Source organism: Streptomyces sp. NPDC085900, assembly GCF_044540925.1.
GTDB lineage: Bacteria > Actinomycetota > Actinomycetes > Streptomycetales > Streptomycetaceae > Streptomyces > Streptomyces gilvifuscus.
The window spans coordinates 577,171-602,175 of the sequence record NZ_JBITSP010000002.1; the positions used below are offsets into that span (position 1 = coordinate 577,171).

23 protein-coding genes are annotated in these 25,005 nt (G+C 71.0%); 11 read left to right on the top strand and 12 right to left on the bottom strand.

The genetic code is table 11. The features are described 5' to 3' along the window. Nucleotides 1-58 precede the first annotated feature (58 nt). The 3 genes from ACIGDI_RS07325 to ACIGDI_RS07335 form a co-directional block, all read right to left on the bottom strand. Entirely contained in the window at nucleotides 59-1,675 is a 1,617-nt protein-coding gene (locus ACIGDI_RS07325) for an acyl-CoA carboxylase subunit beta (RefSeq protein ID WP_399891814.1), read from the bottom strand. Nucleotides 1,676-1,761: 86 nt separating this feature from the next. Beyond that, nucleotides 1,762-3,213, bottom strand: a complete 1,452-nt coding sequence (locus tag ACIGDI_RS07330; RefSeq protein WP_399891817.1) for a purine-cytosine permease family protein — start codon at nucleotides 3,211-3,213, stop codon at nucleotides 1,762-1,764. A 101-nt stretch (nucleotides 3,214-3,314) separates the two neighbouring features. Continuing rightward, entirely contained in the window at nucleotides 3,315-4,763 is a 1,449-nt protein-coding gene (locus ACIGDI_RS07335) for a glyceraldehyde-3-phosphate dehydrogenase (RefSeq protein ID WP_399891820.1), read from the bottom strand. Nucleotides 4,764-4,940: 177 nt separating this feature from the next. On the opposite strand from ACIGDI_RS07335, the gene gndA reads away from it, so the two are divergent. The 7 genes from gndA to ACIGDI_RS07370 all read left to right on the top strand — a co-directional run bounded on the left by gndA (nucleotide 4,941) and on the right by ACIGDI_RS07370 (nucleotide 11,793). Then, nucleotides 4,941-6,380: an NADP-dependent phosphogluconate dehydrogenase gene (gene gndA, locus ACIGDI_RS07340; RefSeq protein WP_399891822.1), complete on the top strand. Its 1,440-nt coding sequence runs from the start codon at nucleotides 4,941-4,943 to the stop codon at nucleotides 6,378-6,380. Nucleotides 6,381-6,426: 46 nt separating this feature from the next. Next, on the top strand, nucleotides 6,427-6,909 hold the full coding sequence (locus tag ACIGDI_RS07345) for a hypothetical protein (protein WP_399891825.1): 483 nt from the start codon (nucleotides 6,427-6,429) through the stop codon (nucleotides 6,907-6,909). A gap of 141 nt (nucleotides 6,910-7,050) precedes the next feature. Next, the gene (locus ACIGDI_RS07350) at nucleotides 7,051-8,550 is read left to right on the top strand and encodes a purine-cytosine permease family protein (protein WP_399891828.1); all 1,500 of its coding nucleotides are present in this window, start codon (nucleotides 7,051-7,053) and stop codon (nucleotides 8,548-8,550) included. Next, complete coding sequence (locus ACIGDI_RS07355; RefSeq protein WP_399891831.1) at nucleotides 8,547-9,095, top strand: cysteine hydrolase family protein; 549 nt, start codon at nucleotides 8,547-8,549, stop codon at nucleotides 9,093-9,095. Before ACIGDI_RS07350 ends, ACIGDI_RS07355 begins: the two co-directional genes overlap by 4 nt. Then, a complete protein-coding gene (locus ACIGDI_RS07360) occupies nucleotides 9,092-9,826 on the top strand; it encodes a Type 1 glutamine amidotransferase-like domain-containing protein (RefSeq protein WP_399891834.1) in 735 nt (244 codons plus the stop codon). Before ACIGDI_RS07355 ends, ACIGDI_RS07360 begins: the two co-directional genes overlap by 4 nt. Before the next feature lie 170 nt (nucleotides 9,827-9,996). Then, a complete protein-coding gene (locus tag ACIGDI_RS07365) occupies nucleotides 9,997-10,398 on the top strand; it encodes an SseB family protein (RefSeq protein WP_200697733.1) in 402 nt (133 codons plus the stop codon). A gap of 273 nt (nucleotides 10,399-10,671) precedes the next feature. Beyond that, on the top strand, nucleotides 10,672-11,793 hold the full coding sequence (locus tag ACIGDI_RS07370) for a hypothetical protein (RefSeq protein ID WP_399891837.1): 1,122 nt from the start codon (nucleotides 10,672-10,674) through the stop codon (nucleotides 11,791-11,793). A 271-nt stretch (nucleotides 11,794-12,064) separates the two neighbouring features. On the opposite strand, the gene ACIGDI_RS07375 is transcribed toward ACIGDI_RS07370, so the two are convergent. Continuing rightward, entirely contained in the window at nucleotides 12,065-12,982 is a 918-nt protein-coding gene (locus ACIGDI_RS07375) for an oxidoreductase (protein WP_399891840.1), read from the bottom strand. Nucleotides 12,983-13,082: 100 nt separating this feature from the next. On the opposite strand from ACIGDI_RS07375, the gene ACIGDI_RS07380 reads away from it, so the two are divergent. Further along, nucleotides 13,083-13,682, top strand: coding sequence for a TetR/AcrR family transcriptional regulator (locus ACIGDI_RS07380; protein ID WP_399891843.1), 600 nt, complete (start codon nucleotides 13,083-13,085; stop codon nucleotides 13,680-13,682). Here ACIGDI_RS07380 and ACIGDI_RS07385 read toward each other — a convergent pair whose 3' ends face one another. The 7 genes from ACIGDI_RS07385 to ACIGDI_RS07415 all read right to left on the bottom strand — a co-directional run bounded on the left by ACIGDI_RS07385 (nucleotide 13,683) and on the right by ACIGDI_RS07415 (nucleotide 19,573). After that, entirely contained in the window at nucleotides 13,683-14,069 is a 387-nt protein-coding gene (locus tag ACIGDI_RS07385) for a MarR family winged helix-turn-helix transcriptional regulator (protein WP_200697737.1), read from the bottom strand. A gap of 73 nt (nucleotides 14,070-14,142) precedes the next feature. Continuing rightward, the gene (locus ACIGDI_RS07390; RefSeq protein ID WP_399891846.1) at nucleotides 14,143-14,493 is read right to left on the bottom strand and encodes a VOC family protein; all 351 of its coding nucleotides are present in this window, start codon (nucleotides 14,491-14,493) and stop codon (nucleotides 14,143-14,145) included. 103 nt (nucleotides 14,494-14,596) lie between these two features. Beyond that, nucleotides 14,597-15,340 (bottom strand): methyltransferase domain-containing protein, encoded by a 744-nt coding sequence (locus ACIGDI_RS07395; RefSeq protein ID WP_399891849.1) that lies wholly within the window; start codon nucleotides 15,338-15,340, stop codon nucleotides 14,597-14,599. 48 nt (nucleotides 15,341-15,388) lie between these two features. Beyond that, nucleotides 15,389-16,420, bottom strand: coding sequence for a LacI family DNA-binding transcriptional regulator (locus ACIGDI_RS07400; protein WP_399891853.1), 1,032 nt, complete (start codon nucleotides 16,418-16,420; stop codon nucleotides 15,389-15,391). Beyond that, entirely contained in the window at nucleotides 16,417-17,322 is a 906-nt protein-coding gene (locus ACIGDI_RS07405; RefSeq protein ID WP_399891856.1) for a carbohydrate ABC transporter permease, read from the bottom strand. Before ACIGDI_RS07405 ends, ACIGDI_RS07400 begins: the two co-directional genes overlap by 4 nt. Continuing rightward, nucleotides 17,319-18,245: a carbohydrate ABC transporter permease gene (locus tag ACIGDI_RS07410; protein ID WP_399891859.1), complete on the bottom strand. Its 927-nt coding sequence runs from the start codon at nucleotides 18,243-18,245 to the stop codon at nucleotides 17,319-17,321. Before ACIGDI_RS07410 ends, ACIGDI_RS07405 begins: the two co-directional genes overlap by 4 nt. Beyond that, nucleotides 18,242-19,573 (bottom strand): ABC transporter substrate-binding protein, encoded by a 1,332-nt coding sequence (locus ACIGDI_RS07415; protein ID WP_399891862.1) that lies wholly within the window; start codon nucleotides 19,571-19,573, stop codon nucleotides 18,242-18,244. The genes ACIGDI_RS07410 and ACIGDI_RS07415 overlap by 4 nt, the downstream gene beginning before the upstream one ends. 230 nt (nucleotides 19,574-19,803) lie before the next feature. Between ACIGDI_RS07415 and ACIGDI_RS07420 the strand changes: the two genes are divergently transcribed. The 3 genes from ACIGDI_RS07420 (at nucleotide 19,804) to ACIGDI_RS07430 (ending at nucleotide 24,050) form a co-directional block, all read left to right on the top strand. Next, on the top strand, nucleotides 19,804-21,825 hold the full coding sequence (locus tag ACIGDI_RS07420) for a beta-galactosidase (protein WP_399891865.1): 2,022 nt from the start codon (nucleotides 19,804-19,806) through the stop codon (nucleotides 21,823-21,825). 181 nt (nucleotides 21,826-22,006) lie between these two features. Continuing rightward, nucleotides 22,007-23,566 carry a glycosyl hydrolase 53 family protein gene (locus ACIGDI_RS07425; RefSeq protein WP_399891868.1) on the top strand — a complete coding sequence of 520 codons (1,560 nt, stop codon included), beginning with the start codon at nucleotides 22,007-22,009 and terminating at the stop codon, nucleotides 23,564-23,566. Nucleotides 23,567-23,762: 196 nt separating this feature from the next. After that, nucleotides 23,763-24,050: an ArsR family transcriptional regulator gene (locus ACIGDI_RS07430; RefSeq protein ID WP_399891871.1), complete on the top strand. Its 288-nt coding sequence runs from the start codon at nucleotides 23,763-23,765 to the stop codon at nucleotides 24,048-24,050. A 22-nt stretch (nucleotides 24,051-24,072) separates the two neighbouring features. On the opposite strand, the gene ACIGDI_RS07435 is transcribed toward ACIGDI_RS07430, so the two are convergent. Then, entirely contained in the window at nucleotides 24,073-24,912 is an 840-nt protein-coding gene (locus tag ACIGDI_RS07435) for a ribonuclease BN (protein WP_399891875.1), read from the bottom strand. Between the last annotated feature and the right edge of the window lie 93 nt (nucleotides 24,913-25,005).

The following is a 25,005-nucleotide window of genomic DNA, read 5'->3' on the forward strand; positions in this document are numbered from 1 at the left end:
GGCATGGCTCCTGACGTGGTCGGCGTGTGGGGCGCGGCGGTGGGAGCGGTGCGCGGGGTCAGAGGGGGATGTTGCCGTGCCGGCGCTCCGGCATCGGGGCACGCTTGCCGCGCAAGGTCCTGAGCGCGCGGCACACCTGCTCGCGGGTCTCGCGCGGTGCGATGACCGCGTCGACGTAGCCGCGCTCGGCGGCGAGGTACGGGGTGCCGTGGGTGCTCTCGTACGCGGCGACGAGCCGGGCGCGCAGCGCCTGAGGGTCGGCCGCGGCGGCGAGTTCGCGCCGGTGCAGGATGCCGACGGCGCCCTCGGCGCCCATCACCGCGATGCGGGCCGTGGGCCAGGCGAGGTTGACGTCGGCGCCCAGGTGCTTGGAGCCCATCACCGCGTATCCGCCGCCGTAGGCCTTGCGGATCACGACGGTGACCTTGGGGACGGTCGCCTCGGCGTAGGCGTACAGCAGTTTGGCGCCGCGGCGGATGATCCCCGCCTGCTCCTGGCGGACGCCGCTGAGGTAGCCCGGCACGTCGGCGAAGGTCAGCAGCGGGATGCCGAACGCGTCGCAGAACCGTACGAAGCGGGCCGCCTTCTCCGAGGCGTCGATGTCCAGCACACCGGCCGCGTGCAGGGGTTGGTTGGCGACGACGCCGACGGTGCGGCCCTCGACCCGGGCCAGCGCGCAGATGATGTTGGGCGCGAACAGGGCCTGGACCTCCAGGAGTTCGCCGTCGTCGACGACTGCGTGCAGGATGTCCCGCATGTCGTAGGCCTGTCCCAGCCGGTCGGGTACGACCTCGTCCAGCCAGGCGCCGTCGCGTACGCAGCCCGGGGCGTACTCCGGGGGGCGTTCGAGGTTGTTGGCGGGCAGGTACGACAGCAGGTCGCGCACGGTGTCCAGCGCGTCCTCCTCGTCGGCGGCGAGGAAGTGCGCGTTGCCGTTGACGGCGTTGCTGGTGCGGGCGCCGCCCAGCTCCTCGGCGCTGGTGCGCTCGCCGGTGACGGCCTCGATGACGTCGGGGCCGGTGACGAACATGTGGGAGGCGCCGTCCACCATCACCGTCAGGTCGGTGATGGCAGGGGAGTAGGCGGCGCCTCCCGCGCAGGGTCCCAGGACGACGGAGATCTGCGGGATGACCCCGGAGGCCCTGACGTTGCGGCGCACCAGCTCGGCGTAGAGGGCGAGGGAGGCGACGCCCTCCTGGATGCGGGCCCCGCCGCCGTCGTTGAGCCCGACGACCGGGCAGCCGATCTTCAGGGCGAGGTCCATCAGGGCGACCGTCTTCTCGCCGAAGGCCTCGCCCATGCTGCCGCCGAAGACCGTGGAGTCCTGGGCGAACACGCAGACGGCACGGCCGTCGACGGTGCCGTGCCCGGTGACCACGCCGTCCCCGTACGGGCGCCGGGCACCGTCCCCGGCCGGGCGGGCCCGCACGAACAGACCGGTCTCGGTGAAGGAGCCCGCGTCCAGCAGCCGTTCGATCCGCTCCCGCGCACCGAGTCGCCCGCGCCGTCTCGCGCCGCCCGGGGCCACCGCCCGTACGCGACGGCTCTCCAGTTCGGCGAGCCGCGCGGCGGTGCGGCCTGGGGCGTGCGCCGCCGTGTCCCCGTCCCGGGATGTCGTCGCCTCTCGCGTCACAGCCACCTCCGAAGTGGCTTTCGAATATGGCAGCGAGGCCATGGCGAGGGGGATGGTTGAGGGTTGTGTTTTGCGGGAGTTGAGTGCCCGGGGAGCGCCGTTAGTGCGGCGGTGACAAGGCGGGCGGGTCAGGGCTCGCGGTGCTCGTGCGCCGCGAGCTCCAGTGCCTCGGCCTCCGCCTCGGCCACCCGTTGCTCGGCCGCCACGTCGATCGAGCGGGTCAGCCACCAGTACAGCACCGCGGAGACCGGCAGTCCGACGAACAGCGAGATGTCGGCGCCGTCGAGGGCGTGGGCGATCGGGCCGGTGTAGAGGGTGCCGACGGCGAAGAACGGGATCATGACGGCGAAGCCGACCAGGTAGGAGATGATGCCGTGCCAGCCCCAACGGCCGTACATGCCTCGCGGGTTGAAGATCTCGGCGATGGCGTAGTGGCCGCGGCGCACCACGTAGTAGTCCATCAGGTTCACCGCGGTCCAGGGGATGAAGAGATAGAGGACCAGCAGCAGGAAGTTGTTGAAGTTCTCCAGGAAGTGCGAGGTCGCGGCCAGCGCGCCGACCAGGGAGAGGGCCGCGGTGAGGCCGATGGTGACCAGTCGGACGGCGAGGGTGGGCCGCACCCGCTTGAACGAGTCGATGGCGCTGATGAGGGTGAGCGAGCCCCCGTACATGTTCAGCGCGGTGACCGAGACCAGGCCCAGCGCGGCGAACAGCAGCACGATCGCGCCGAAGCCGCTGAACACCTTGTCGCCCGCCGCGTTGATCGACTTGATCGTGTCGAAGTCCTTGCCCGCCCAGGCGGCGAGCAGGGCGCCGAGGACCATCAGCCAGATACCGCCGAGAGCGGAGCCGAAGTAGGTCCAGTAGAAGGTCTTGCGGACGGTGACGTTCGGCGGCAGGTAGCGGGAGTAGTCGGAGACGTAGATCGCCCAGCTGATCTGGTAGCCGGCGACCACGCCGAACTGGGCCAGGAACGGCGTCCACTTGAAGGCGCCGAGGTCGAAGGAGCCGGCCGGGTAGTGCAGGGTGACCAGCATGCCGACGGTGAAGATGCCGAAGACGACCAGGAAGGTGTAGGTCAGGAACCGTTCGGCCTTGTGGATGATGTCGTAGCCCACCAGCGCGATCACGAGGGCGAGCACGGTGACCACGACCACCCACAGCTTCACTCCGCCGTGCACGGTGGTGTGCATGGCCTCGCCCGCGAGGATCGTGTTGAAGACGTTGAAGCCCGCGTACTGGACGTAGGCGAACAGCCAGACCAGCAGGGCGCCGACGTAGCCGAACTGGGGCCGCGACTGGATCATCTGCGGCAGGCCCAGCTGGGGGCCCTGCGCCGAGTGGAAGGCCATGAAGAAGGTGCCGAGGACGGTGCCCGCCACGATCGCGATCAGCGACCAGATGAGATTGCCGCCCTCGGTGATGCTGATCAGGCCCACGGCCAGTGTGGCGATCTGTGCGTTCGACATGAACCACAGCGGGCCGAGGTGCCACAGCTTGCCGTGGCGCTCGTCCAGCGGGACGTAGTCGATGGACCGGATCTCCAGGCCCTGTACCCGCGGTTCCGACGATGTGGTCACGGCGCCTCCAGCGAACAGATCCACCCTGTGGCCGGATTCATTCCCTGGAAACGTCTGGCCAAAGGTGGCATTGCCGACCCTTGACCAGACGGGTTCCCAGGTCAGGCCGCCGGACTCGGGAAGGTCGGGTATTCGACCCCGGAGACGTGCTGGACGACGCGGATCACCTGGCAGGAGTAGCCGAACTCGTTGTCGTACCAGAGGTAGAGGATCGCGTTGTCGCCCTCCACCTTGGTCGCGCCGGCGTCGACGATGGAGGCGTGCCGCGAGCCGATGAAGTCGCTGGAGACCGCGTCGGGGGCGGTGGTGAAGTCGATCTGGCGCTTGAGCGGCGAGGTCAGCGACACCTCGCGCAGGTAGTCGAGGACCTCCTCGCGGTCCGTCTCCCGGGCGAGCTGCAGGTTGAGGATCGCGATCGAGACATCCGGGACCGGGACGCGGATCGAGCTGCCGGTGATCCGTGCCTTGAGGTCGGGCAGCGCCTTGGCCACGGCGGAGGCGGCGCCGGTCTCGGTGATGACCATGTTCAGCGGCGCCGAGCGGCCGCGGCGGTCGGCCTTGTGGTAGTTGTCCAGCAGGTTCTGGTCGTTCGTGAACGAGTGGACCGTCTCCACGTGGCCGCGCAGCACGCCGTACTCGTCGTCCATGGCCTTCAGCGGCGGCACGATGGCGTTCGTGGTGCAGGACGCGCAGGACAGGATCTGCTCGTCCGGCTTGATCGTGTCGTGGTTGACGCCGTGCACGATGTTCGGGACGTCGCCCTTGCCCGGCGCGGTCAGCACGACCTTGTCGATGCCGGGGCGCAGGTGCTGCGACAGGCCCTCGCGGTCGCGCCACTTGCCGGTGTTGTCGATGAGGATCGCGTTGCGGATGCCGTACGCGGTGTAGTCGACCTCGGAGGGGTCGTTGGCGTAGATCACCTTGATCGCGTTGCCGTTGGCGAAGATCGTGCTCGACGCCTCGTCCACGGTGATGGTGCCCTGGAACTGCCCGTGGATGGAGTCCCGGCGCAGCAGCGAGGCCCGCTTGACGATGTCCTGCTCGCCGCCGCCGCGCACCACGATCGCGCGCAGCCGCAGGCCGTTGCCCGAGCCCGACTTCTCGATGAGCAGCCGGGCCACGAGCCGGCCGATGCGGCCGAAGCCGTACAGGACGACGTCCCGGCCCTCGCCGCGCTCGATCTTGTTGGCGCCCGCGGCACCCGCGACGGCCTCGGCGGTGAACGCCTCCACCGTCAGACCGCGGTCGTCGCCGCGGTAGGTCGCGGCGAGCATGCCGATGTCGATCTGGGAGGGGCCGAGGTCGAGCGCGGTCAGCGCCCGCAGGAACGGCATGGTCTCGGTGACCGACAGCTCCTCGCCGGCGATCTGCCGGGCGAAGCGGTGGGTCTTGAGGATGCTCACCACCGACTTGTTCACCAGGGAGCGGCTGTGCAGCAGGACGGTGACGTCCCGCTCGCGGTGCAGCTTCCCGATGATGGGGATCATCGACTCCGCGATCTCCTCGCGGGTCTTCCAGTTGGTGAACGAGTCGTCGTTGACAGCAGTCACTGATCCATCTTTCGAGCTAGGCAGCGCTCATATGTTAAACCCTGGTTGATCGATCGTTTGAGCGGGGTTCGTCACATCCGCCTCTCGCGGAAATCGAGACGATCCGGCCGCCCGTCCGTACCTGACGGGCATGGGGCACGCCCGCCCCGCCACCGCTCCGATCGAGGGACGAACTCCATGAACGCAACCGCAGCCATCGGCGTGACCGGCCTGGGCGTGATGGGCCGCAACCTGGCGCGCAACTTCGCCCGCAACGGATACACCGTCGCCGTCCACAACCGCTCGGCCAGCCGCACGCGCGCGCTGATCGAGGTGTACGGCGACGAGGGCGCGTTCGTGCCCGCCGAGACGGCCGAGGAGTTCGTCGCCGCCCTCGAACGCCCCCGCCACCTCATGATCATGGTGCAGGCGGGAGCGGCCACCGACGCCGTCATCGACGAGTTCGCCCCGCTCCTGGAGCCCGGCGACATGATCATCGACGGCGGAAACGCGCACTACTCCGACACCCGCCGCCGTGAGGCCGCCCTGCGCGAGCGCGGTCTGCACTTCGTCGGCACCGGCGTCTCCGGCGGCGAGGAGGGCGCGCTGGAAGGACCGTCGATCATGGTCGGCGGCTCGGCGGAGGCGTACGACGTCCTCGGGCCGATGTTCGAGAGGATCAGCGCCAAGGTCGACGGCGAGCCCTGTGCCGCCCACATCGGCAGCGACGGCGCCGGGCACTTCGTCAAGATGGTCCACAACGGCATCGAGTACGCCGACATGCAGCTCATCGCCGAGGCCTACGACCTGCTCCGCCAGGTCGCCGGGTACACGCCCGCCGAGATCGCCGACGTCTTCCGCAGCTGGAACCGGGGCCGCCTCGGCTCCTACCTGGTGGAGATCACCGCCGAGGTCCTCGCCCACATCGACGCCGAGACCGGGGCCCCCTTCGTCGACATCGTCGCCGACGCCGCCGGCCAGAAGGGCACCGGCCGCTGGACCGTGCAGACCGCGCTCGACCTGGCCTCGCCGGTCACCGCCATCGCCCAGGCCACCTTCGCCCGCGCCGCCTCCGGCCAGAGCGAACTGCGCGCCGCCTACGCCGGGCTGCCCGGCGGCACCCGGCCCCCGCTCAGCCGTACCGAGGCCGAACGCTTCACCTCCCAGGTCGAGCACGCCCTGTACGCCTCCAAGGTCATCGCCTATGACCAGGGGCTGAAGATGATCCAGGACGCGGCCGCCGAGTACGGCTGGAAGATCGACCTCGGCACCGTCGCCCGGATCTGGCGCGGCGGCTGCATCATCCGCGCCTCCTTCCTCGACCGCATCCGCGCCGCGTACGCCGCCGACCGCGAACTGGTCAGCCTGCTCGGCGAGATGGAGTTCGCCATGGAGATCACCGACGCTCAGGTGCCCTGGCGGGAGACCGTCGCCTCCGCCGCCCGCCGCGGCATCCCCGTCCCCGCCTTCTCCGCCGCGCTCGCCCACTACGACACCCTGCGCGCCGACCGCCTGCCCGCCGCCCTCCTGCAGGGCCAGCGCGACTACTTCGGCGCCCACACCTACCTCCGCACCGACCGTCCCGGCGCCTTCCACACCCACTGGGCCGCGCCCGCCCGGCCCGAGACCCCCGCCTGACCCACACCGCCGTGACCCCCGGGCGCAACGGGTCGTTCCCTTCTGCATGATCCACATCAAGCGCGGACTCCTCACGGCCGCCGCGGCGCTCGCCGCCCTGGCGGCCCTGACCGCCCCCGCCGCCCACGCGACCGACAACGTGCCCTGCCACAGCCCCGTCAAGCGGGACCTCACCGACCCGCTCTCCGGCCGGGTGTGGCCGGGCACCACCGTCCTGCACTGCAACCTCACCCGCGGCCATGTCCCGGTGTTCGCCTCGCGCTCACCGGGCGCCCCGGTCGTCGGCCACCTCGAACAGGGCGGCGCGGCGAACTGGTTCGTCACCGAGATGAAGGGCGAGACCTTCCGGGACGGCGCCGCCGAGAACTACTGGTGGGGCAGCACCATGGCCGACAACGGCCGCTGGGGCTGGGTCCCCGAGGTCTACTTCGCCGGCGGCGACAACAACGAGGACGACGCGGGCCTGCTCATGCCCGGCGGCTACACCTGCGCGAACGTCTGCGCGCCACTGCCGTTCTGGGCGCGCTGAGGCTCCCGGGCCACCGGTGGAACGGGAGCACCCCGCCCGGTTCACGGCGAGCCGGGCCGGGGTCCCGCCCGTTGATCATTGACGGCCGCCCGGCCCCCACTTAGCCTCCAGCCATCACGCGCGCAACACGGGAGGTCGTCGATGGCAGGGTCCCCGGACAACCCCGAGGGCAGAGCGGCGGCCCGGCAGCTCCAGGTGGAGACGCACGGGCTCGACGTGATCGGTGACGCCGAGCGCAAGGGCACACCCCGCACCCTGTTCTGGCCCTGGTTCGGAGCCAACGTCTCCATCCTCGGACTCAGCTACGGCGCCTTCGCGCTCGGCTTCGGGATCTCCTTCTGGCAGGCGCTCATCGCCGGGATCATCGGCATCGTCTTCTCGTTCCTGCTGTGCGGCTTCATCGCGGTCGCCGGCAAACGCGGCTCGGCGCCGACGATGGTGCTCGGCCGCGCGGCCTTCGGGGTGCGCGGCAACCGCCTGCCCTCGGTGATCTCCTGGGTGCTCACCGTCGGCTGGGAGACCGTGCTGTGCGCGCTGGCCACCATGGCCACCGCCACCGTCTTCTCCCGCCTCGGCTGGGGCGGCGGCACCGAGACCAAGGTGGTCGCCCTGATCCTCGTCGGCGCGCTCACCGTCGTCGGCGGAGTCATGGGCTTCGACCTGATCATGAGGCTGCAGACGGTGATCACGGTGGTCACGGGCGTCCTCACCGTCGTCTACGTCGTCCTCGTCGCCGACCACATCCACTGGAGCACCGTCAGCGCGATCCCGGCGGGCTCCGCCCAGGAGTTCATCGGCGCGCTCGTGTTCATGATGACCGGCTTCGGCCTCGGCTGGGTCAACGCCGCCGCCGACTACTCCCGCTATCTGCCGCGCGGCTCCTCCAGCCGCGGCGTGATCGGCTGGACCACCTTCGGCGCCTCGGTGGCCCCGCTGCTCCTGCTGGTCTTCGGCCTGCTGCTGGCCGGCTCCTCCGACAAACTCGCCGCGGCGATCGCCGCCGACCCCATCGGCGCCCTCACGATCCTCCTGCCCACCTGGTTCCTGGTGCCGTTCGCCGTCGTCGCCGTCCTCGGCCTGGTCGGCGGCGCCGTCCTCGACATCTACTCCTCCGGACTGGCCCTGCTCTCCGCGGGCCTGCGGATCCCCCGCTACCTGGCCGCCCTCGTCGACGGCGTCCTCATGATCGCCGGCTCGGTCTACATCGTGTTCGTCGCCGACGACTTCCTCGGCCAGTTCATGGGCTTCCTCACCACCCTGGGCGTCCCCATCGCCGCCTGGTGCGGCATCATGCTCGCCGACCTCGCCCTGCGCCGCCGCGACTACGACGAGACCGACCTCTACCGCCCCGCCGGCCGCTACGGCGACGCACCGCTCACCCCGCTCCTGCTCACCGTCGCCGCCACCGCCCTCGGCTGGGGCCTGGTCACCAACTCGGCCGCCCACTGGCTCACCTGGCAGGGCTACCTGCTCCAGCCCTTCGGCCTCGGCGGCAAGAGCGGCTCGTGGGCCTACGCCAACCTCGGCGTCCTCGCCGCCCTCGCACTCGGCTTCCTCGGCACCCTCACCCTGGGCCGCGCCCGGGTGCGCGACCAGGAAGCACAGGCCCCGAGCCCCGCGGACGCGGGAGCGGTCGTATGACCAGCGGACTGCTCGCCGTCATCGACATGCAACGCGTCTTCGCAGAGCCAGACAGCCCCTGGGCGGCCCCGCGCTACGCCGAGGCCGCGGCGGGAGTACGACGCCTGCTGCCGGCCCACGGCGACCGCACCGTCTTCACCCGCTTCGTGGCCCCCGCGCGACCCGAGGGCGCCTGGCGTGCCTACTACGACCGGTGGCCCTTCGCCCTACGGCCGCCAAACGCCCGTCTGTGGGAGCTGACCGACGACTTCGGCGACCTGGCCCCGCGCGTCCTGGACGCCCCGACCTTCGGCAAGTGGGGCCCATCCCTCGCCGCCCTCGCGGAGCCGGAGGGCCGTCTGGTCCTGGCCGGCGTGAGCACCGACTGCTGCGTGCTGTCCACCGCGCTCGCCGCGGCCGACGCCGGCATCGAAGTACTGGTCGCGGCGGACGCCTGCGCGGGCGCCGACGACGACTCGCACGCCAAGGCGCTGCACATCATGGATCTCTACCGGCCGTTGGTCCGAGTCACCACGGTCGCCCAGCTGCTCGCGGAGGCGCAGTGAGAGCCGGAACGAACCCGACCCCGACCCCGCGACGACGCGTGGCCCTCCTCGGCGGAGGCTTCAGCAGCGACGACGACGGGCTTCTGGACGACTGGATGCTCAGCCATGTGCGCACCGACTGGCCGCGCATCTGTTTCCTGCCGACCGCCAGCGGTGACGCGCCCGAGTACATCGAGCGGTTCCTCGACGCCTTCCGGCCCCGCCGGCACTGCATGCCGTCCGTACTTCCGTTGTTCCAAAGGGAGTTGGACAACGAGGCTTTGCGCGCACATCTGCTCTCCCAGGACGTCGTGTACGTCGGCGGCGGCAACACCGCCAACATGCTCGCGGTATGGCGCGTGCACGGCGTCGACCGGCTGCTGCGCGAGGCCTACGACCGCGGCACCCTGCTGTGCGGCATCAGCGCCGGCGCCAACTGCTGGGCGGAGGGCTCGCACACGGACTCCTTCGGCCCGCTGACCTTCCTGCGGGACGGACTGGGCCTGCTGCCCGGCTCCGTCTGCCCCCACTACGACAGCGAACCGGGCCGGCGCCCTTCCTACCCGTCCACCGTCGCCGCCGGATCGCTGCCGGCCGGCTGGGCGCTGGACGACGGGACGGGCGCCCTGTTCACGGACGGCCGGCTGACGGAGACGGTGACCCGCCTGCCGCACGCCCGTGTGCACCGGGTGGAACCGGACGGGCGCGGCGGCGCCGACGAAGAGGCGCTGGAGTGCCGGCCGCTGCCCTGAACCTTCCGGTGCCGATTCCCTGACGGTCCGCAGCGCGGGAACGAACCATGCCGGATTCCCCTGCCGTCACAGGAATGGGCCGCTGGGGTTCGGGTACGCGAGCAGAACCGTGCCCGGGCGCGATCATGCCCCGGGCAGGCCGTACGACCGCCGCTACCTGGGGATCTTCCATGGACACACCTGCCAATGACCACCCCGCGACACCGGCTCGGCAGGCGCTGGACGCGCTGGCCGTGAACACCGACGACACCGCGGCGCTGGACACCCTCGCCGGCAGCGAGGTGCTCGTGCCCGTACCCGACGACGCGAACCCGGAGGACGGCGCCGACCCCTCGGCGGTGGCGCTGCCCGTCCTGGAGCAGCCGGGCGGCGACCCGGTGGTGCCCGTGTTCACGTCGGAGGGGGAGCTCGCCGACCTGCTGCCCTTCGTCTCGCGCTACCGCCTGGTTCCGCTCGGCGCCCTCGCCTCCCAGTGGCCCGCCGACGACCTGTCGCTGACCATCGACGCCGGCTCCGACCACCCGCTGACACTCACCTCGGAGGGCGTCCGCACCCTGCTGGCCCGGCCCTAGGCACCGTCGCCCAGCCCATACCGGGTGGGCCCGGCCACCGATCACGTAAGCGGAGCAGCCGGGCCCCCGGACGGGCGCGTGCGTTTCCCGCCCCGCACCCGAGGCGGACGTTCCGTACTGCCCTGACCGGGGACTGCCCGCTGCTGATCGCGGGGATGCCGCTGCCGTACCCGACCGCGCTGCCGCAACGCCGATCGCGGGGTGTCGCGCCGGCCCCGGCCTGCGCCGCCCCACCGCTGATCGCCGGGCGTCGGCTCGGGTCACAATGGCCGCATGACATGGATCTCCGGCGTGGCCGGCGGGCTGCTGCTGGCGGTCATGGTCTTCAGTGTGCTGCGCACTCTGGTGGTGCCCCGAGGCCTGTACTCGACGCTGGTGTACCGGCTGTGGTGGACGCTGCGCCGGCTGCTGCGGCTCGCGGCCCCGCGCGGTGACTACGGCGCCATCGACCGCGCGCAGACCTGGCTCGCCCCGCTGATCCTCATGGGCATGCTCGCCACCTGGCTCGGCGGCGCCCTGGCCGGCTTCGGACTGCTGCTGCACGCCCTGTCCGGGCTGTCCTGGGGCAGCTCCTTCCGGGAGGCGGGCTCCAGCCTGCTCACCCTCGGCTTCGCCAGCGGCGCCCGGCTGCGGCTGTCCGCGCTGGACTTCGTCGCGGCGGCCACCGGCCCCGTCCTCATCGCCCTGCAGATCGCCTACCTGCCCACGCTCTACGCGGCCTACAACCGCCGCGAACTGGAGGTGACGCTGCTGCAGTCGCGGGCCGGCGAACCGGCCTGGGGTCCCGAGATCCTGGCCCGGCAGTACCTCGTCGACACCGAGACCGCGCTGCCCGAGCTGTACCGGGCCTGGGAGCGGCTGGCCTCCGACATCGGCGAGAGCCACTCCACCTACCCTGTCCTGCTGGCGTTCCGCTCACCGCGGCCCTACCGGCACTGGCTGGTCGGCCTCGTCGCCGTGATGGACGCGGCGGCCATGCAGCTGGCGCTCACCCCGCGCAGCGCCCCGCCCGAGGCGCGCCTCGTGCTGCGGGCCGGGTTCACCGCGTTGCGCGACGTCGCCAGGGCCCTGCGCATCCCCTTCGACCCCGATCCCGACCCGAACGCCCCGATCCAGCTCGACCCCGTCGAGTTCGAGGCAGCGGTCGCCATGCTGGAGGCGGCGGGCTTCCGCGTCGAACGCGCCACCGCCGAGGCCTGGCCGCACTTCCACGGGTGGCGTGTCAACTACGAGGCGATCGCCTACCGGCTGTGCCGCCGCTGCGACGCCGTACCGGCGCTGTGGACCGGTCCACGCGACTTCACCTCGACCCCCATCCCGCCGCGCCGCCCGGCGGACCGCAGACCGGGCGAGGGCTCCTCGGGCCGACCACCGGCAGCGGGACCGACGCACTGAGCCCGACCGCGGCGCGACGCAAGGCGCGGCCAGGAGGCCCGGCAGGCGATGGCCGCGGCCGTCCTGGGCAAGCGCCCCAAGGACGTGTTCCGGCAGCGGGTGACCCTCGCGAGCGTGCCCCGTCGGAGAGCGACGACGGTGGCCGGGCGGACGGTGCAAGGCGGCCGGTGCCGCGAGTGTGCGCGACCGCGGCGCGTCAGAAGGCGACCGCGGTGACCAGGCAGGCGATGCCGAGGAGGAGTACGGCCGTGAGGAGCAGAGCCGTCACCGCTCACACCCGCGCGGCGGCCGCGGACAGCGGGAAGGCGACGCCGGTCAGTTCCTCGGAGACGTCCCACAGGCGGCGGGCGGTGACCGGGTCGCTGGCGGCGGCGGAACGGCCGACCAGGGCCGGGGCCCCGCGCATCTCACCGAGGCCGTCCGGTCCGACGTAGCTCGCGCCGGGCAGGTCCTGGACGGCGGCGTACAGGGTGGGCAGGGCGCCGGCCTTGCTGTCCTGGGCGAGGAAGCGGTTGCCGACCTGCATCAGGACGCGGCGCAGCACGCTGCCGTCGTGGCTCTGGAGGTTGGTCGCCGCCCAGCCCGGGTGCGCGGCGAGCGCCCGCACGGACGAGCCCGAGGCCTCCAGCCGGCGCTGCAGTTCCAGGGTGAACAGCAGGTTGGCCAGCTTCGACTGGCTGTAGGCCTTCATGGGGGCGTACTCGCCGGTGAGGTCGAGGTTGTCGAAGTGGATGCGCGGGCTGCCCGGCATCCGGTGCATGCCGGAGGACACGGTCACCACCCGGTCGGTGATGTGCGGCAGCAGCAGGTTGGTCAGGGCGAAGTGGCCCAGGTGATTGGTGCCGAACTGCGTCTCGAAGCCGTCCTTCGTGGCGGACTCCGGGATGTTCATGACGCCGGCGTTGTTGACGAGCAGGTCCAGGTCGCCCTGCCACTGCGCGGCGAATTCCCGCACGGAGGCGAGGTCGGCGAGGTCGAGGCGGCGTACCTCCACGCTGCCGTTCACCCGCGCCGCGGCGGCGGTGCCACGCGCCGGGTCCCGCACGGCGAGCACCACATGCGCGCCGGCGCCGGCCAGCGCCTCCACGGTGGCGATGCCCAGCCCGCTGTTGGCGCCGGTGACGACGGCGGTACGGCCGGTCTGGTCGGGGATGTCGCTGAGGTTCCACTTGCTGGATCGAGTAGCCATGAACGCAAATGTAGGCGGCGCCAACAATGCTGTCAATGACAACAATAGTGACGGCGACAACAATGTAGGCGTCACAAACATGACCGTTACACTGATGCCCATGCACTCCCGGACTCGCCGCTACCACCACGGAGATCTGCGCGCCGCCCTGCTGGCGCGAGCCGAGCAGACGCTCCGTGAGAGGGGGCCGGCCGACCTGTCGCTGCGTGAACTCGCCCGCGATCTCGGCGTCAGCCACGCCGCGCCGAGCCGTCACTTCAAGGACAAGCAGGCGCTGCTGGACGCGCTGGCGCAGGCCGGCTTCGAACGGCTGCGGGAGGTCCTGGAGTCGTCACAGGAGGGGGTCGGCGAAACCTTCGCGGAGCGTTTCGACGCGATGGTCCGCGCCTACGTGGGCTTCGCCCTGGAGAACGCCGCGCTGCTGGAGCTGATGTACTCGCTCAAGCACGCCCCGGAGGCGTCCGAGGCCCTGGTCGTGGCCACCGAGCGCTGGTCTGAGCTGCTGGAGCGGCTGATCGAGGAGGGGCAGCGCAGGGGAGAGGTGCGCAAGGGGTCGCTGGAGCGGGTCGGGATCCCCATCTTCGCCGTGCTGCACGGCTACGCCGACCTCGCGGCGACCGGACACCTGCCCCCGGAGGTCGGCGAGACGGGGCTCGACGACGTCATCGCCTTCGTGCTGCGGGGCTGCGCGCCGGACTGATCAGCCGAGCATGCGCCCCAGCGCGGCGCGCTGCAGCGGCAGGACCTCGGCGTGCAGGTCACGCCCCTTGCGGGTCAGGGCGACCCATACGCCCCGCCGGTCCTCGGCGCAGACCGAGCGCTCGACCAGGCCGTCCTTCTCCAGCCGGCCGATGAGCCGGGACAGCGCGCTCTGGCTGAGATGGACCCGCCCCACCAGGTTCTGCACCCGGCACTGGGCGCCCTCCTCGGGCGCCTCGGACGCGAGGATGTCGAGCACCTCGAAATCGCTCGCGCCCAGGCCGTGCGGGTGCAGCGCCCGGTCGATCTCGCACATCGTGCGCGCGTGCACGGACAGGATGTCCCGCCACTTCGCCTCGAGCCGGGCGTCTGCCGTCTTCACCGCCATACCCGCACGGTAACACCGAATCGGCCAGTTGTTGAGTGTGCAACTAGTGCGGATGCATGCGGCTCGTCGGTCGTCAGGCGGCCGGGTCCTGGAGCAGTCCGATGAGGTTGCCGTCCGCGTCCTTCAGGGAGGCGATCAGCCTGCCGTTGCCCACGTCGCGGACGTCCTCCAGCACCTCGGCACCCGCCTCCACCAGCGCGGCGAGCCGTCCCCGGATGTCGGAGACGTGCCAGTACGGCACCGCCCCGGTCAGCCCCTGCGCGTGGCCGTTGGGGTTGAGGCCGACGTCCTGTCCGGCGTCCTTGAAGCCGACGTAGTACGGCTCGTCCGCGTAGGGCTCCGTCTCCAGCAGGGCGCTGAACAGCGCCTTCGCCCTGGCGAGGTCCTTGACGGGGTAGATGATCGTGTTCAGGCCGGCGGTCATGGCGTTCTCCTCGGCTCAGCGGTGTCACCGACGGATTTCGTCGGTGGTTTCACGCTAGAGCGGGGGAGGGGCTGCGGCTTCTCGGATCCTGACCGGTTGCGATTCAGACATCGGCGACCAGGAGCCGGTAGCCGACGTCGAGGGTGTCCAGGGTGAGCAGACCGGCGTGCCGGGTGTGCCAACGCCCCGCCGCGAGGTCGTCGGCGAGCGCCGCCAGCCCGGGTGCGAGGGCGTCCCCGCCGGTCTGCGCGAACAGGGAGATGCCGGCCCTCACCCGCGGGTCGAGATAGGCGTGGGGGCGGCGCCAGAACGCGGCGCCGAAACCGTCCGTGCAGTCGTGCGGGACGGGGACCGGCTCCTGGCGCGCCCCGCCGAGCTGGGCGGCGAGGCGGTCGACCGGAACGGCCCGGGAGTCGTCGAAGGCGGCCGCCGCGGGCAGGTAGTCGCGCACCAGCCAGAACCGCTCGCGGAAGATCCGCTGGTCCCAGGTCAGTACGACGATCCGGCGGCGGGCGATTCTGCGCAGTTCGGCGATCCCGGCCGCAGGGTCGGTCCAGTGATGGACGGTCAGCAGCGCCATGACGGCGTCGGCGGCGCCGTCCCGCAGCGGAAGACGCTCGGCCACCGCGCGCACCGCGGGCGCGCTCCCGGGCGGGCGCTGGGCCACCATGACCCGGCTGGGCTCGACGGCGAGCACGGTGCGCGCGGGCTCGTAGGAGCCGGTGCCCGCCCCGACGTTGACCACGTCCGTGGCATCCCCGAGAGCCGCGTGGATGCGTGCGGCGATCCGTGGATCGGCCCGACGGGTTCGGCCGTACGTCGTGCCGAGCGTGTCGTAGAGGGCCATGCCCCTCAGTATGGGCAGGGCCACGACCACCGGGGGCCCGCCCGGACGCTACGTCGAGTCCCGCTTGACCAGTTCCGTCGGGAGGATCACCGCCGCCGCGTCCTCGCCGCCGATCTGCGCGAGCAGTACCCGCACCATCTCGGCGCTGATGCGGTCGTAGGGCTGCCGGATGGTGGTGAGGGCGGGGGTGGCCTCCACGGCCGCGACGGAGTCGTCGAAGCCGCCCACGGCCACGTCCTCGGGGACCCGGCGGCCCGCGCGGGCCAGCGCGGTCAGCGCGCCCTGCGCCATCAGGTCGGAGGCGACGAACACGGCGTCCATGTCCGGGGCCTGGGCCAGCAGCCGTTCGGCGCCCGCCTCGCCGCTGGCCCGGCTGTAGTCGCCGGAGACGATGAGCCGTTCGTCGATGTCGATGCCCGCTTCCCCGAGCACCTCCTTGTAGCCGGCGAGGCGGTCGACGCCGCCCGGCAGGTCCAGCGGGCCGGTCACCATGCCGACGCGGCGGCGGCCCAGGGACAGCAGATGGCGCACCATGTCCCGGGCGCCGTCCCGGTCGTCCGCCGCGACGTAACTGACCTTGGAGGCGGGCCCCATGGGCTTGCCGCACTGCACGAGGGGCACCCCCGCCTTGCGCAGCTCCTCGGCGACCGGGTCGCCGGAGTGACTGGAGACCAGCAGCACCCCGTCGACGTGACCGGCGGTGATGTAGCGGGTGATGCGCCGCCGTTCGTCCTTGGTGCCCGCCAGCATCAGCAGCAGCGGCATGTCGTGCGCCGCCAGCGCCTGGGTGCAGCCGCTGAGCAGCACGTTGAAGTTCGGGTCCTCGAAGAACCGCTCCTGAGGCTCCGTCAGCAGGAAGCCGACGGAGTCCGAACGGCCGGTGATCAGCGAGCGGGCGTGCCGGTTGACGACGTACCCGGTCCTGCGGATCGCCGCGTTGACCGCCTCCGCCGCGGCCGGGCTGACGTAGTGCCCGCCGTTGAGCACCCGCGAGACGGTGCCTCGTGAGACACCGGCCTCGCGCGCGACGTCGTGGATCGTCGGCGGCCTGCGGCGGCCCCCCGTGTTGCTCACGGTCATGACTTTACGGCCCCGGAGAGCAGATCGAGGCTCCAGAACCGTTGGATGACCAGGAAGAGAGCGATCAGCGGGAGCACCGCCAGGAAGGCGCCCGTGATCACCAGGGTGTACAGCGCGGGCTGGTTGGAGCCCTGCTCGAGCAGCGTGTAGAGACCCAGTGTGATCGGGAACTTCTCGTCGTCGCTGAGCATGATGTACGGCAGCAGGAAGTTGTTCCACACGGCCACGAACTGGAACAGGAACACCGTCACCAGGCCCGGCACCATCATCGGCAGCGCGACCCGGGTGAAGATCCGCCACTCGCCGGCCCCGTCCATCCGCCCGGCCTCCACCACGTCGGCAGGCACGGCGGCGGCGGCGTAGATGCGGGCGAGGTAGACGCCGTAGGGGGAGAGGATCTGCGGCAGCAGCACCGACAGGTAGGAGTCGGTGAGGTCCGCCTTGGCCAGCAGCAGGTACTGCGGGATGGCCAGGATGATCGGCGGCATCAGCACGCCCGCGAGCAGGACGTTGAAGATCGTCTCGCGGCCGCGGAACCGGTACGTCGCCAGTGCGTAGCCGCTGAGCGCCGACACGCACGTCGACAGCAGCGCGCCCAGACCGGCGTACAGGGCCGAGTTGCCCATCCACGTCCAGTACACGCCGTCGCGGTAGGCGTCGAGCTGCTTGATGTTGTCGGCGAAGCCGGTGCCGGGCAGGAACGTGAACGTGGAGAACAGCTCGCTGCCCGACTTCGTCGAAGCGATGATCACCCACGCCACCGGCAGCAGCGTGTAGACCGCGCCCAGCACCAGGGTGAGCGTGGGGACCAGGGCGACACGGCGGCGCAGCGGCGGCCGGCTCCGGAGGGCGCCGGTGGTACCCGCGGCCGGCGGGGCCTCCCGGACGGCGAGGGAGCTCATCGGGTCGCCTCCTGCCTCTGGCGGCGGTTGGCGGCCCGCAGGAAGCCGAAGGACATCACGAGCGTCACCACTGCGATGATCACGGCCTCGGCGGCGGCCTGGTAGATGTCGCCCTTGCGGAACGCGTCCTGGTAGACGGTCATCAGCGGACTCCAGGTCAGGGGCAGGGAGTTGGTGAGCGGCTTGAGGGTCATCGGCTCGTTGAACACCTGGAGCGTGGCGATGATCGAGAAGAAGAAGGTCAGCACCAGCGACGGTGCCACCATCGGGATCTTGATCCGCAGCGCGGTCTGCAGCGGGGTGGCGCCGTCCAGCCTCGCCGCCTCGTACACCTCGGCCGGGATCGACCGCAGCGAGGTGTAGATGACGATCATGTTGAAGCCGGTGCCGCCCCAGACGGCGATGTTCGACATGGCGAGGTACAGCGGACCGCCGTCGAGGAGGTCCGGCTGCGGCAGGTGGAGCTTTTCGAGCACGTAGTAGAAGGGGCTGACGTCCGGCAGGTAGAGGAAGCCCCACATCAGGGCCGCGACGACGCCGGGGATGGCGTACGGCAGGAAGATCGCGAGCCGGGTGACGGGCGCGAACCGCACCTTGTCGGAGTCGAGCATCAGCGCGAAGAGGAGGGCGAGGCCCAGCATCACCGGTACGACGATGCAGCCGTAGCCCAGCACGCGCAGCGCTCCGTGCATCAGCTCGCCGTCGGTCAGGGCGTCGGTGTAGTTCTCGACGCCGCCCCAGACCTCCTTCCGGGCACCCGACCCCAGGCCGAGCCCGGAGACGTGCACCTTGCGGAAGCTGAGGTAGACGGCGTAGCCGATGGGCAGCGCGAAGAACAGGGCGAAGAGGATCGTTGCTGGAACGAGGAAGGCATACGGGGCCCCCTTGACCCCGTACGACCTCCGGCGGGCGGCGCTGGTCACCGAGAGACCCCGAAGCCCTGCTTCTTCAGGTCCGCGACCGTGGCGTCCTGCATCGTGTTCAGGGCGGCGACGAAGTCCGACTTGTTCTTGGCGGCGGCGCCGAAGGCGTCGTTGAAGGTGGTGTAGGCGACGTTCACGTTGGGGCCCCAGGCCGAGGGCGCGGTGGTCTTCGCTATCTCGGCGGCCTTGGTGTAGAAGTCCGACTGGTTGGCGAAGTAGGCCGGGGGAGTGGTGAAGGCCCCGCTGGTCTGGGCGTTCGTGGCGGCCGGGTAGATGCCGCTCTCCTTGGCCAGCGCCTGCAGCGCGGAGCCGTCGGTGTTCAGCCACGCGGCGAACTTCGCGGCGGCGTCCTTGTGGGCCGAGTCCGTGGTGACGGCCGTCGAGGAGCCGCCCCAGCTGCCGGTGACGTTCTGGCCGGCGGACCACTGGGGGAGCGGGGCCATGGCCCACTTGCCCTTGGTGGCGGGCGCGGCCGTGGTCAGCGTGCCCGGCGCCCACACGGCGGAGACCCAGGCGATCTGCTTGCCGGTGTTGAGCGCCTTGTTCCAGGCCGGGGTGTACATCGGCTGGTTGTCGACGGCGCCCTCCTTGACCAGGCCGCCCCAGAACTTGGCGACCTTCTGCGTCGCCGCGTCGTTGATGCCGACCTTCCACTTGTCGCCGGAGGTCGTCCACCACTTGGCGCCGGCCTGCTGGGCGAGGCCCGCGAACAGGCCGGAGTCGTTGGCGGAGAAGGTGGTCAGGTCCTTGTCCGGTGCCTTCTTCTTCAGCTGCCGGGCGACCTGCGCGAACTCGTCCCAGGTCGTCGGCACCTTCAGGCCGTACTTCTTGAACAGGTCGGCGCGGTAGTAGAACATCATCGGCCCGATGTCCTGCGGGATCGCGTAGACCGCGTCCGTGCCCAGCGTGGTCTGCTGCCAGACGCCGTCGGCGAACTTGCCCTTGGCGTCGCCGACCTCCTTCGCTATGTCGGCCAGCGCGTCATTGCTGACCAGCGTCGGAAGCGCCTGGTACTCGGCCTGCACCAGGTCCGGCGCCTTCTTCGCCTTGTGCGCGGTGAGGATCTTGGTGACCAGGGAGTCGCCGGACGCCTGCTTCTTCACGACGACCGTGATCTGGTCCTTCTTGCCCGGGCCCTTGTTCCACAGGTCCACGACCTTGTCCATGCCGGGCGTCCAGGTCCAGTACGTCAGCGAGACCGGACCGGACTCGGCCTTGCTGTCGCCGTCGGACGAACCGCAGGCGGCGAGTGCGGTGGCGCCGAGGGCGACGGCGAGGGCGGACGCTGCACTTCTGACGACGAGACGGCGGCGCTGCGCGTTGGGCATGGATCTCTCCCCTGACCTGGGTCCCGCCTTCTGCGGGAATCTGCCGTGCGAATCACATGAGCCGGGCCCCCGCCCGTCGCGAGGACCTGTGGTGCTGCTCTGTGAGCGTTCACAGTAGAGAAACATCCCGGACACTTGTCAATGGTTGTTGCTGTGCGGTTATGTTGGGCTCGCACCGCCCAGGATGTGTGTGCACGTTCCCAAATGATCGACCAATTCGGGAGAGATCCATGCCGGAGAACAGCCCCAGGGGCCTCACCAGGCTCGCCTTCGGTGGGGACTACAACCCCGAGCAGTGGCCGGAGAGCGTGTGGCAGGAGGACGTCCGGCTGATGCGCGAGGCCGGCGTCACCATGGTGAGCGTCGGGATCTTCTCCTGGGCCCTGCTGGAACCCTCACCCGGCGAGTACGACTTCGGCTGGCTGGACCGCGTCGTCGACCTGCTGCACGCAAGCGGCATCCGCGTCGACCTGGGCACCCCCACCGTCTGCCCGCCCGCCTGGTTCTACCGAGCCCATCCGGAGGCGCTGCCCGTCAGCCGCGAGGGCGTCCGCTACGCGTTCGGCTCCCGCGCCGCCATCTGTCACAGCAACGCCGACTACCGCGCGGCCGCCGCCGGGATCACCACCCGGCTCGCCGAGCGCTACGGCGCCCACCCGGCCGTGGCGATGTGGCACGTGCACAACGAGTACGGCGTCCCGGTCTCGGCCTGCTACTGCGACTCCTGCGCCGCCCACTTCCGACGCTGGCTCGAGTCGTCGTACGGGAGCGTCGAAGCCGTCAACGAGGCCTGGGGCACGGCCTTCTGGGGCCAGCGTTACACCGGTTTCGAGCAGATCGGGCCGCCCAGTGCCACCCCGACGGCGGTCAACCCGGCCCAGGCGCTGGACTACAAGCGCTTCGCCGACGCCACCATGCGCGAGAACTTCCTCATGGAGCGGGACATCCTGCACCGCCTCTCGCCGGGCGTGCCGGTCACCACGAACTTCATGACCGCCCTCAGCCAGTGCGACTCCGTCGACTACTGGGCCTGGGGCCGCGAGGTCGACATCGTCACCAACGACCACTACCTGATCACCGACGGCCGCCGCACCCACGTCAACCTCGCCATGGCCGCCGACCTCACCCGCTCCGTGGCGGGCGGCGCCCCCTGGCTGCTGCTCGAACACTCCACCTCGGGCGTCAACTGGCAGCCCCGCAACCCCGCCAAAGCGCCGGGCCAGATGGCCCGCAACTCCCTGGCGCACGTGGCCCGCGGCTCCGACGGCGCGATGTTCTTCCAGTGGCGCCAGTCCCGGCGCGGCGCCGAGAAGTTCCACTCGGCGATGGTCCCGCACGGCGGCACCGACACGCGCGTGTGGCGCGAGGTCGTCGAACTGGGCGCGTCCCTGGACTCCTTGAGCACCGTCCGCGGCACCCGCACCGAGGCCGACGTCGCCGTCCTGTGGGACTGGCACTCCTGGTGGGCGCAGAACCTCGACTGGCGCCCCAGCGAGGACCACGACGCGCGCGAACGCGCCGACGCCTTCTACGAGGCCCTCTACGACCGCCACCTCACCGTCGACTTCGCCCATCCGGAAGCCGACTTGTCGAGATATCCCCTTGTCGTCGTGCCCGCCCTGTACCTGATGACCGAGGCCGCCGGGAACAACCTCAGGGAGTACGTCGAGAACGGCGGCACCCTCGTGGTCTCGTACTTCTCCGGCATCGTCGACGAGCACGACGCAGTCCACGAGGGCGCCTGCCCCGGCGCGCTCAGGGACGTGCTCGGTCTGACCGTCGAGGAGTTCTCGCCGCTGCTGCCGGGCCAGTCGGTGCGCCTGACCGGCCCCGACGGCTCCGAACTCGCCGGCGACGTCTGGACGGAGTTCGTCGTCCCGCGCGGCGCGGAGACCGTGTGGACGTACGCCGACGGCCTGACCGCCGGCCACCCGGCCGTCACCCGCCACCGCCTCGGCGAGGGCACCGCCTGGTACGTCTCCACCCGCCTCGCCCCCGAGGGCCTGGACGCCCTGCTCGGCTGGGCCGTCGAGGACGCCCGCGTCGCGGCGCCCGCCGACCTGCCCCGCGACGTCGAGGTCGTACGCCGCACCGGCGACTCGGGCAGCTACCTCTTCGCGATCAACCACACCGCCACGGACGCCAAGGTGCCGCTGGAGGCGCACGGCACCGAGCTGCTCACCGGCGAACGCGCCGCGGGCCGCCTGGAAGTGCCCGCGGGAGCCGTGCGGGTCGTACGACTCGACGGCTGAGCCGACTCCCCTCCGCCCGCGTGTGCCACGAGAGCCGCGGGCGGAGGGGCTCTCCCTCCGGGCGCCACCGGAAGGGCGCCTCCACCGGAGCGCGCCTCGACCGGAAGCGCGCCTCCACCGGAGGGGCACCTCCATCGGAGGGGATCCCCATCCCCATTCGTCGAAGGGACGACGGACGACGATGTTCCATCCCAGACGCACCCTCAGGGCCCTGCTGCTGCCGCTCGTGGCCGGGCTCGCCCTCATCGCCCTGCCCGCCACCAGCGCGCACGCGGCCGCCACTTTGGCCAACGGCGGCTTCGAGTCCGACGGCGCGGGCGTCGCCGCCCCCGCCGGCTGGTCCGAGTACGGCGACACCGGCGCCTCGTACACCGAGTCCGGCGGTCACAGCGGGCGCTACCGGCTGTCCCACTACTCGGCGTCCGCCTACAAGGTGGAGACCTACCAGTACCTGTCGGGCCTGACCAACGGCAGCTACACGCTCACCGCCTGGGTGCGCTCCAGCGGCGGGCAGAACTCCGCGTACGTGTCCCTGAAGAACTGCGGCAGTTCCGAACAGCGCACCGACCTGCCGGTGTCCACCAGCAGCTGGGTCCGCATCGTCACGTCGATCAAGGTGACCGGCAACCAGTGCACCATCAGCATCAACAGTGACGCGAACGCGGGCAACTGGATCAATGTCGACGACCTGACGTTCGCATCCGGATCGACCGGACTGTCCGTCAAGGGTGCCGACATATCCTCCCTCGCCAAGAGCGAGGCCCTCGGCGGCGTCTACCGGACGAGCTCCGGCACCAGCGGCGACGCGGTCACCATCCTCAAGAACGCCGGTATGAACTACGCGCGCCTGAAGGTCTGGGTCAACCCGGCCGACGGCTACAACAACAAGACGCGCGTGCTGGCCATGGCCAAGCGGGTCAAGGCGGCCGGCATGAAGCTGCTGGTCGACTTCCACTACTCGGACAGCTGGGCCGACCCCGGCAAGCAGACCAAGCCGGCCGCCTGGTCGAGCCACACCTACGGTCAGCTCAAGACGGACGTGTACAACCACACGTACGACGTGCTCAACGCGCTGAAGGCGCAGGGCACCACCGCCGACATGGTGCAGGTCGGCAACGAGATCAACGGCGGCATGCTGTGGAGCGAGGGCTCCACCGACAACTGGTCGCAGCTCGCCGGCCTGCTCAACTCCGGCTACAGCGCCGTCAAGGCGGTCTCCGCCGGCACCCAGGTGGCGCTGCACCTGGCCAACGCCGGTGACGACTCCACCGTCCGCTGGTGGTTCGACAACGCCAAGACGTACGGCGTCGACTACGACGTCATCGGCCTGTCCTACTACGGGTACTGGCACGGCTCGCTCGCCACCGCCCAGGCCACCCTGGACGATGTCGTCTCCCGCTACGGCAAGCCGGTGTTCGTCGCCGAGACGGCCTACCCGTTCACCCTCGCCCAGGACGACCCGCTGGAGAACCAGATCGACACCACCGGCGAGCTCGTCACCGGCTACCCGGCCACCCAGGCGGGCCAGCTGGCGTGGATGAACGCCGTCGCGAACATCGTGGAGGCCGTCCCCGGCAACAAGGGCCTCGGTGTCTTCTACTGGGAGGCCACCTGGACCGCGGTCACCGGCAACGGCTGGGACCCGACCGACTCCGCCTCCGGCAACGGCTGGGAGAACCAGGCCCTGTTCGACTACAACGACAGGGCCACCTCGGCCATGAGCTGGTTCAGCCATCGCTGAACCTGTGTGGAGGGGGCCCGGTCGCAGGGGAGCGGCCGGGCCCTCGCCCAATTTCCCGTCGGCGGGACCAACAGCCCATCCTCCATCGGGCCGTCGGGTCCCGGACAAAGGCCACCGAGTCCCGGACACGGCGGCGCGCCCTGCGGGACAGTGGGAGGACGCGGTACGCGGTGGCCCGTCCGGTAAGGGGGACGAGATGCTGAGGACTCCCGGCGGCACGCTGCGTCAGGACATCCTGGAGTGGCTCAAGGACCCGGCCGCGCACTTCGCCCCGCAGCCGCACGGCGACCCGGTCGAGGACGGTGTCACCGCGGACGCCGTGGCGACCAAGCTGGGCGTGCCCCGCGCCGTCGCCGTGACCCACCTCGACCTCCTCGCGAACCTGGGCCTGCTGCGCACCCGCAGGAACGGGCAGCACACCTACTACCGGCGCGACGAGATGCGCATCGCCGAGGTGGCCCGCATGTTCGAGAAGGGCTGGTAGGCGTGCCGGGCCGGACGGCCCCCTAGACCGTCCCCCGCGACGACGGCACCGCCGACGGCCCCTGATCCGAGCCGCCTTCGTCCTCGGGCGGCTCCTCCGTGTACCCGAACCGCTCGCACAGCAGCCGCCCGACCAGCGCGCCGCCGAACACCACGAACCCGACGCCGACCAGCCAGGACTCCACCACCAGGATGGTGCCCATGGGCCCGTAGCTGACCGCGTTGGTGATCAGCAGCGGGGTGAAGACCAGATACGAGAACCAGCGCAGGCCCACCAGACCGGCCATCGTCGCGAGGGCCCCGGGCAGCAGATGGCGCCAGCGCACCTGGCCGGCGAGCAGGAAATGGGAGCTCCACCAGAAGAACAGGATCCCGACCGTCAGGCTGAGCGAGATGCGGGGTGCGCCGCCCAGCACACTGCGGGTCTGCACCTGCGTGTACACGTACACCATGAGCACCACCAGCCACACCACTTGGCGGTAGAGCCGGTGCCAGGGGCCGGCCGACGGCCTCCAGATCCGCTCGTAGCCGTTCTGCACGCTGGACGCGAAGGACAGCCCGAACAGCGCGAGCAGCGCCACGCTCCACGCGCTGGTGGTGCTGATGACCTTGCGCGGCGGGGTGAAGACGCGCGAGAGCGCCTGGGCGGACCGGCCCGACAGGTCCATGCCGTCCACCAGCCACAGCGCGAACCCGCCGTGCCCGAGCGGATCCGCCGCCGCGACCACGATCAGCAGCGGCGCCAGTGTGACCAGGGCGAGCGTGGCGAAGCCCAGAGCCCGGTGCAGCAACTCCAGTTCCGCGCCGCGCCGATGGAGCTCGGCCAGCCCCAGCCGGTGCCACCACGCGGACGACCGTGACATGGGACCACCCCTTCTTCGTGACCGGAACAACCGCTGTGCGCATGGTCCGGTGGAGACACTGGTGGCGATGGACTGAGTGGGCAGAAAAGCCAC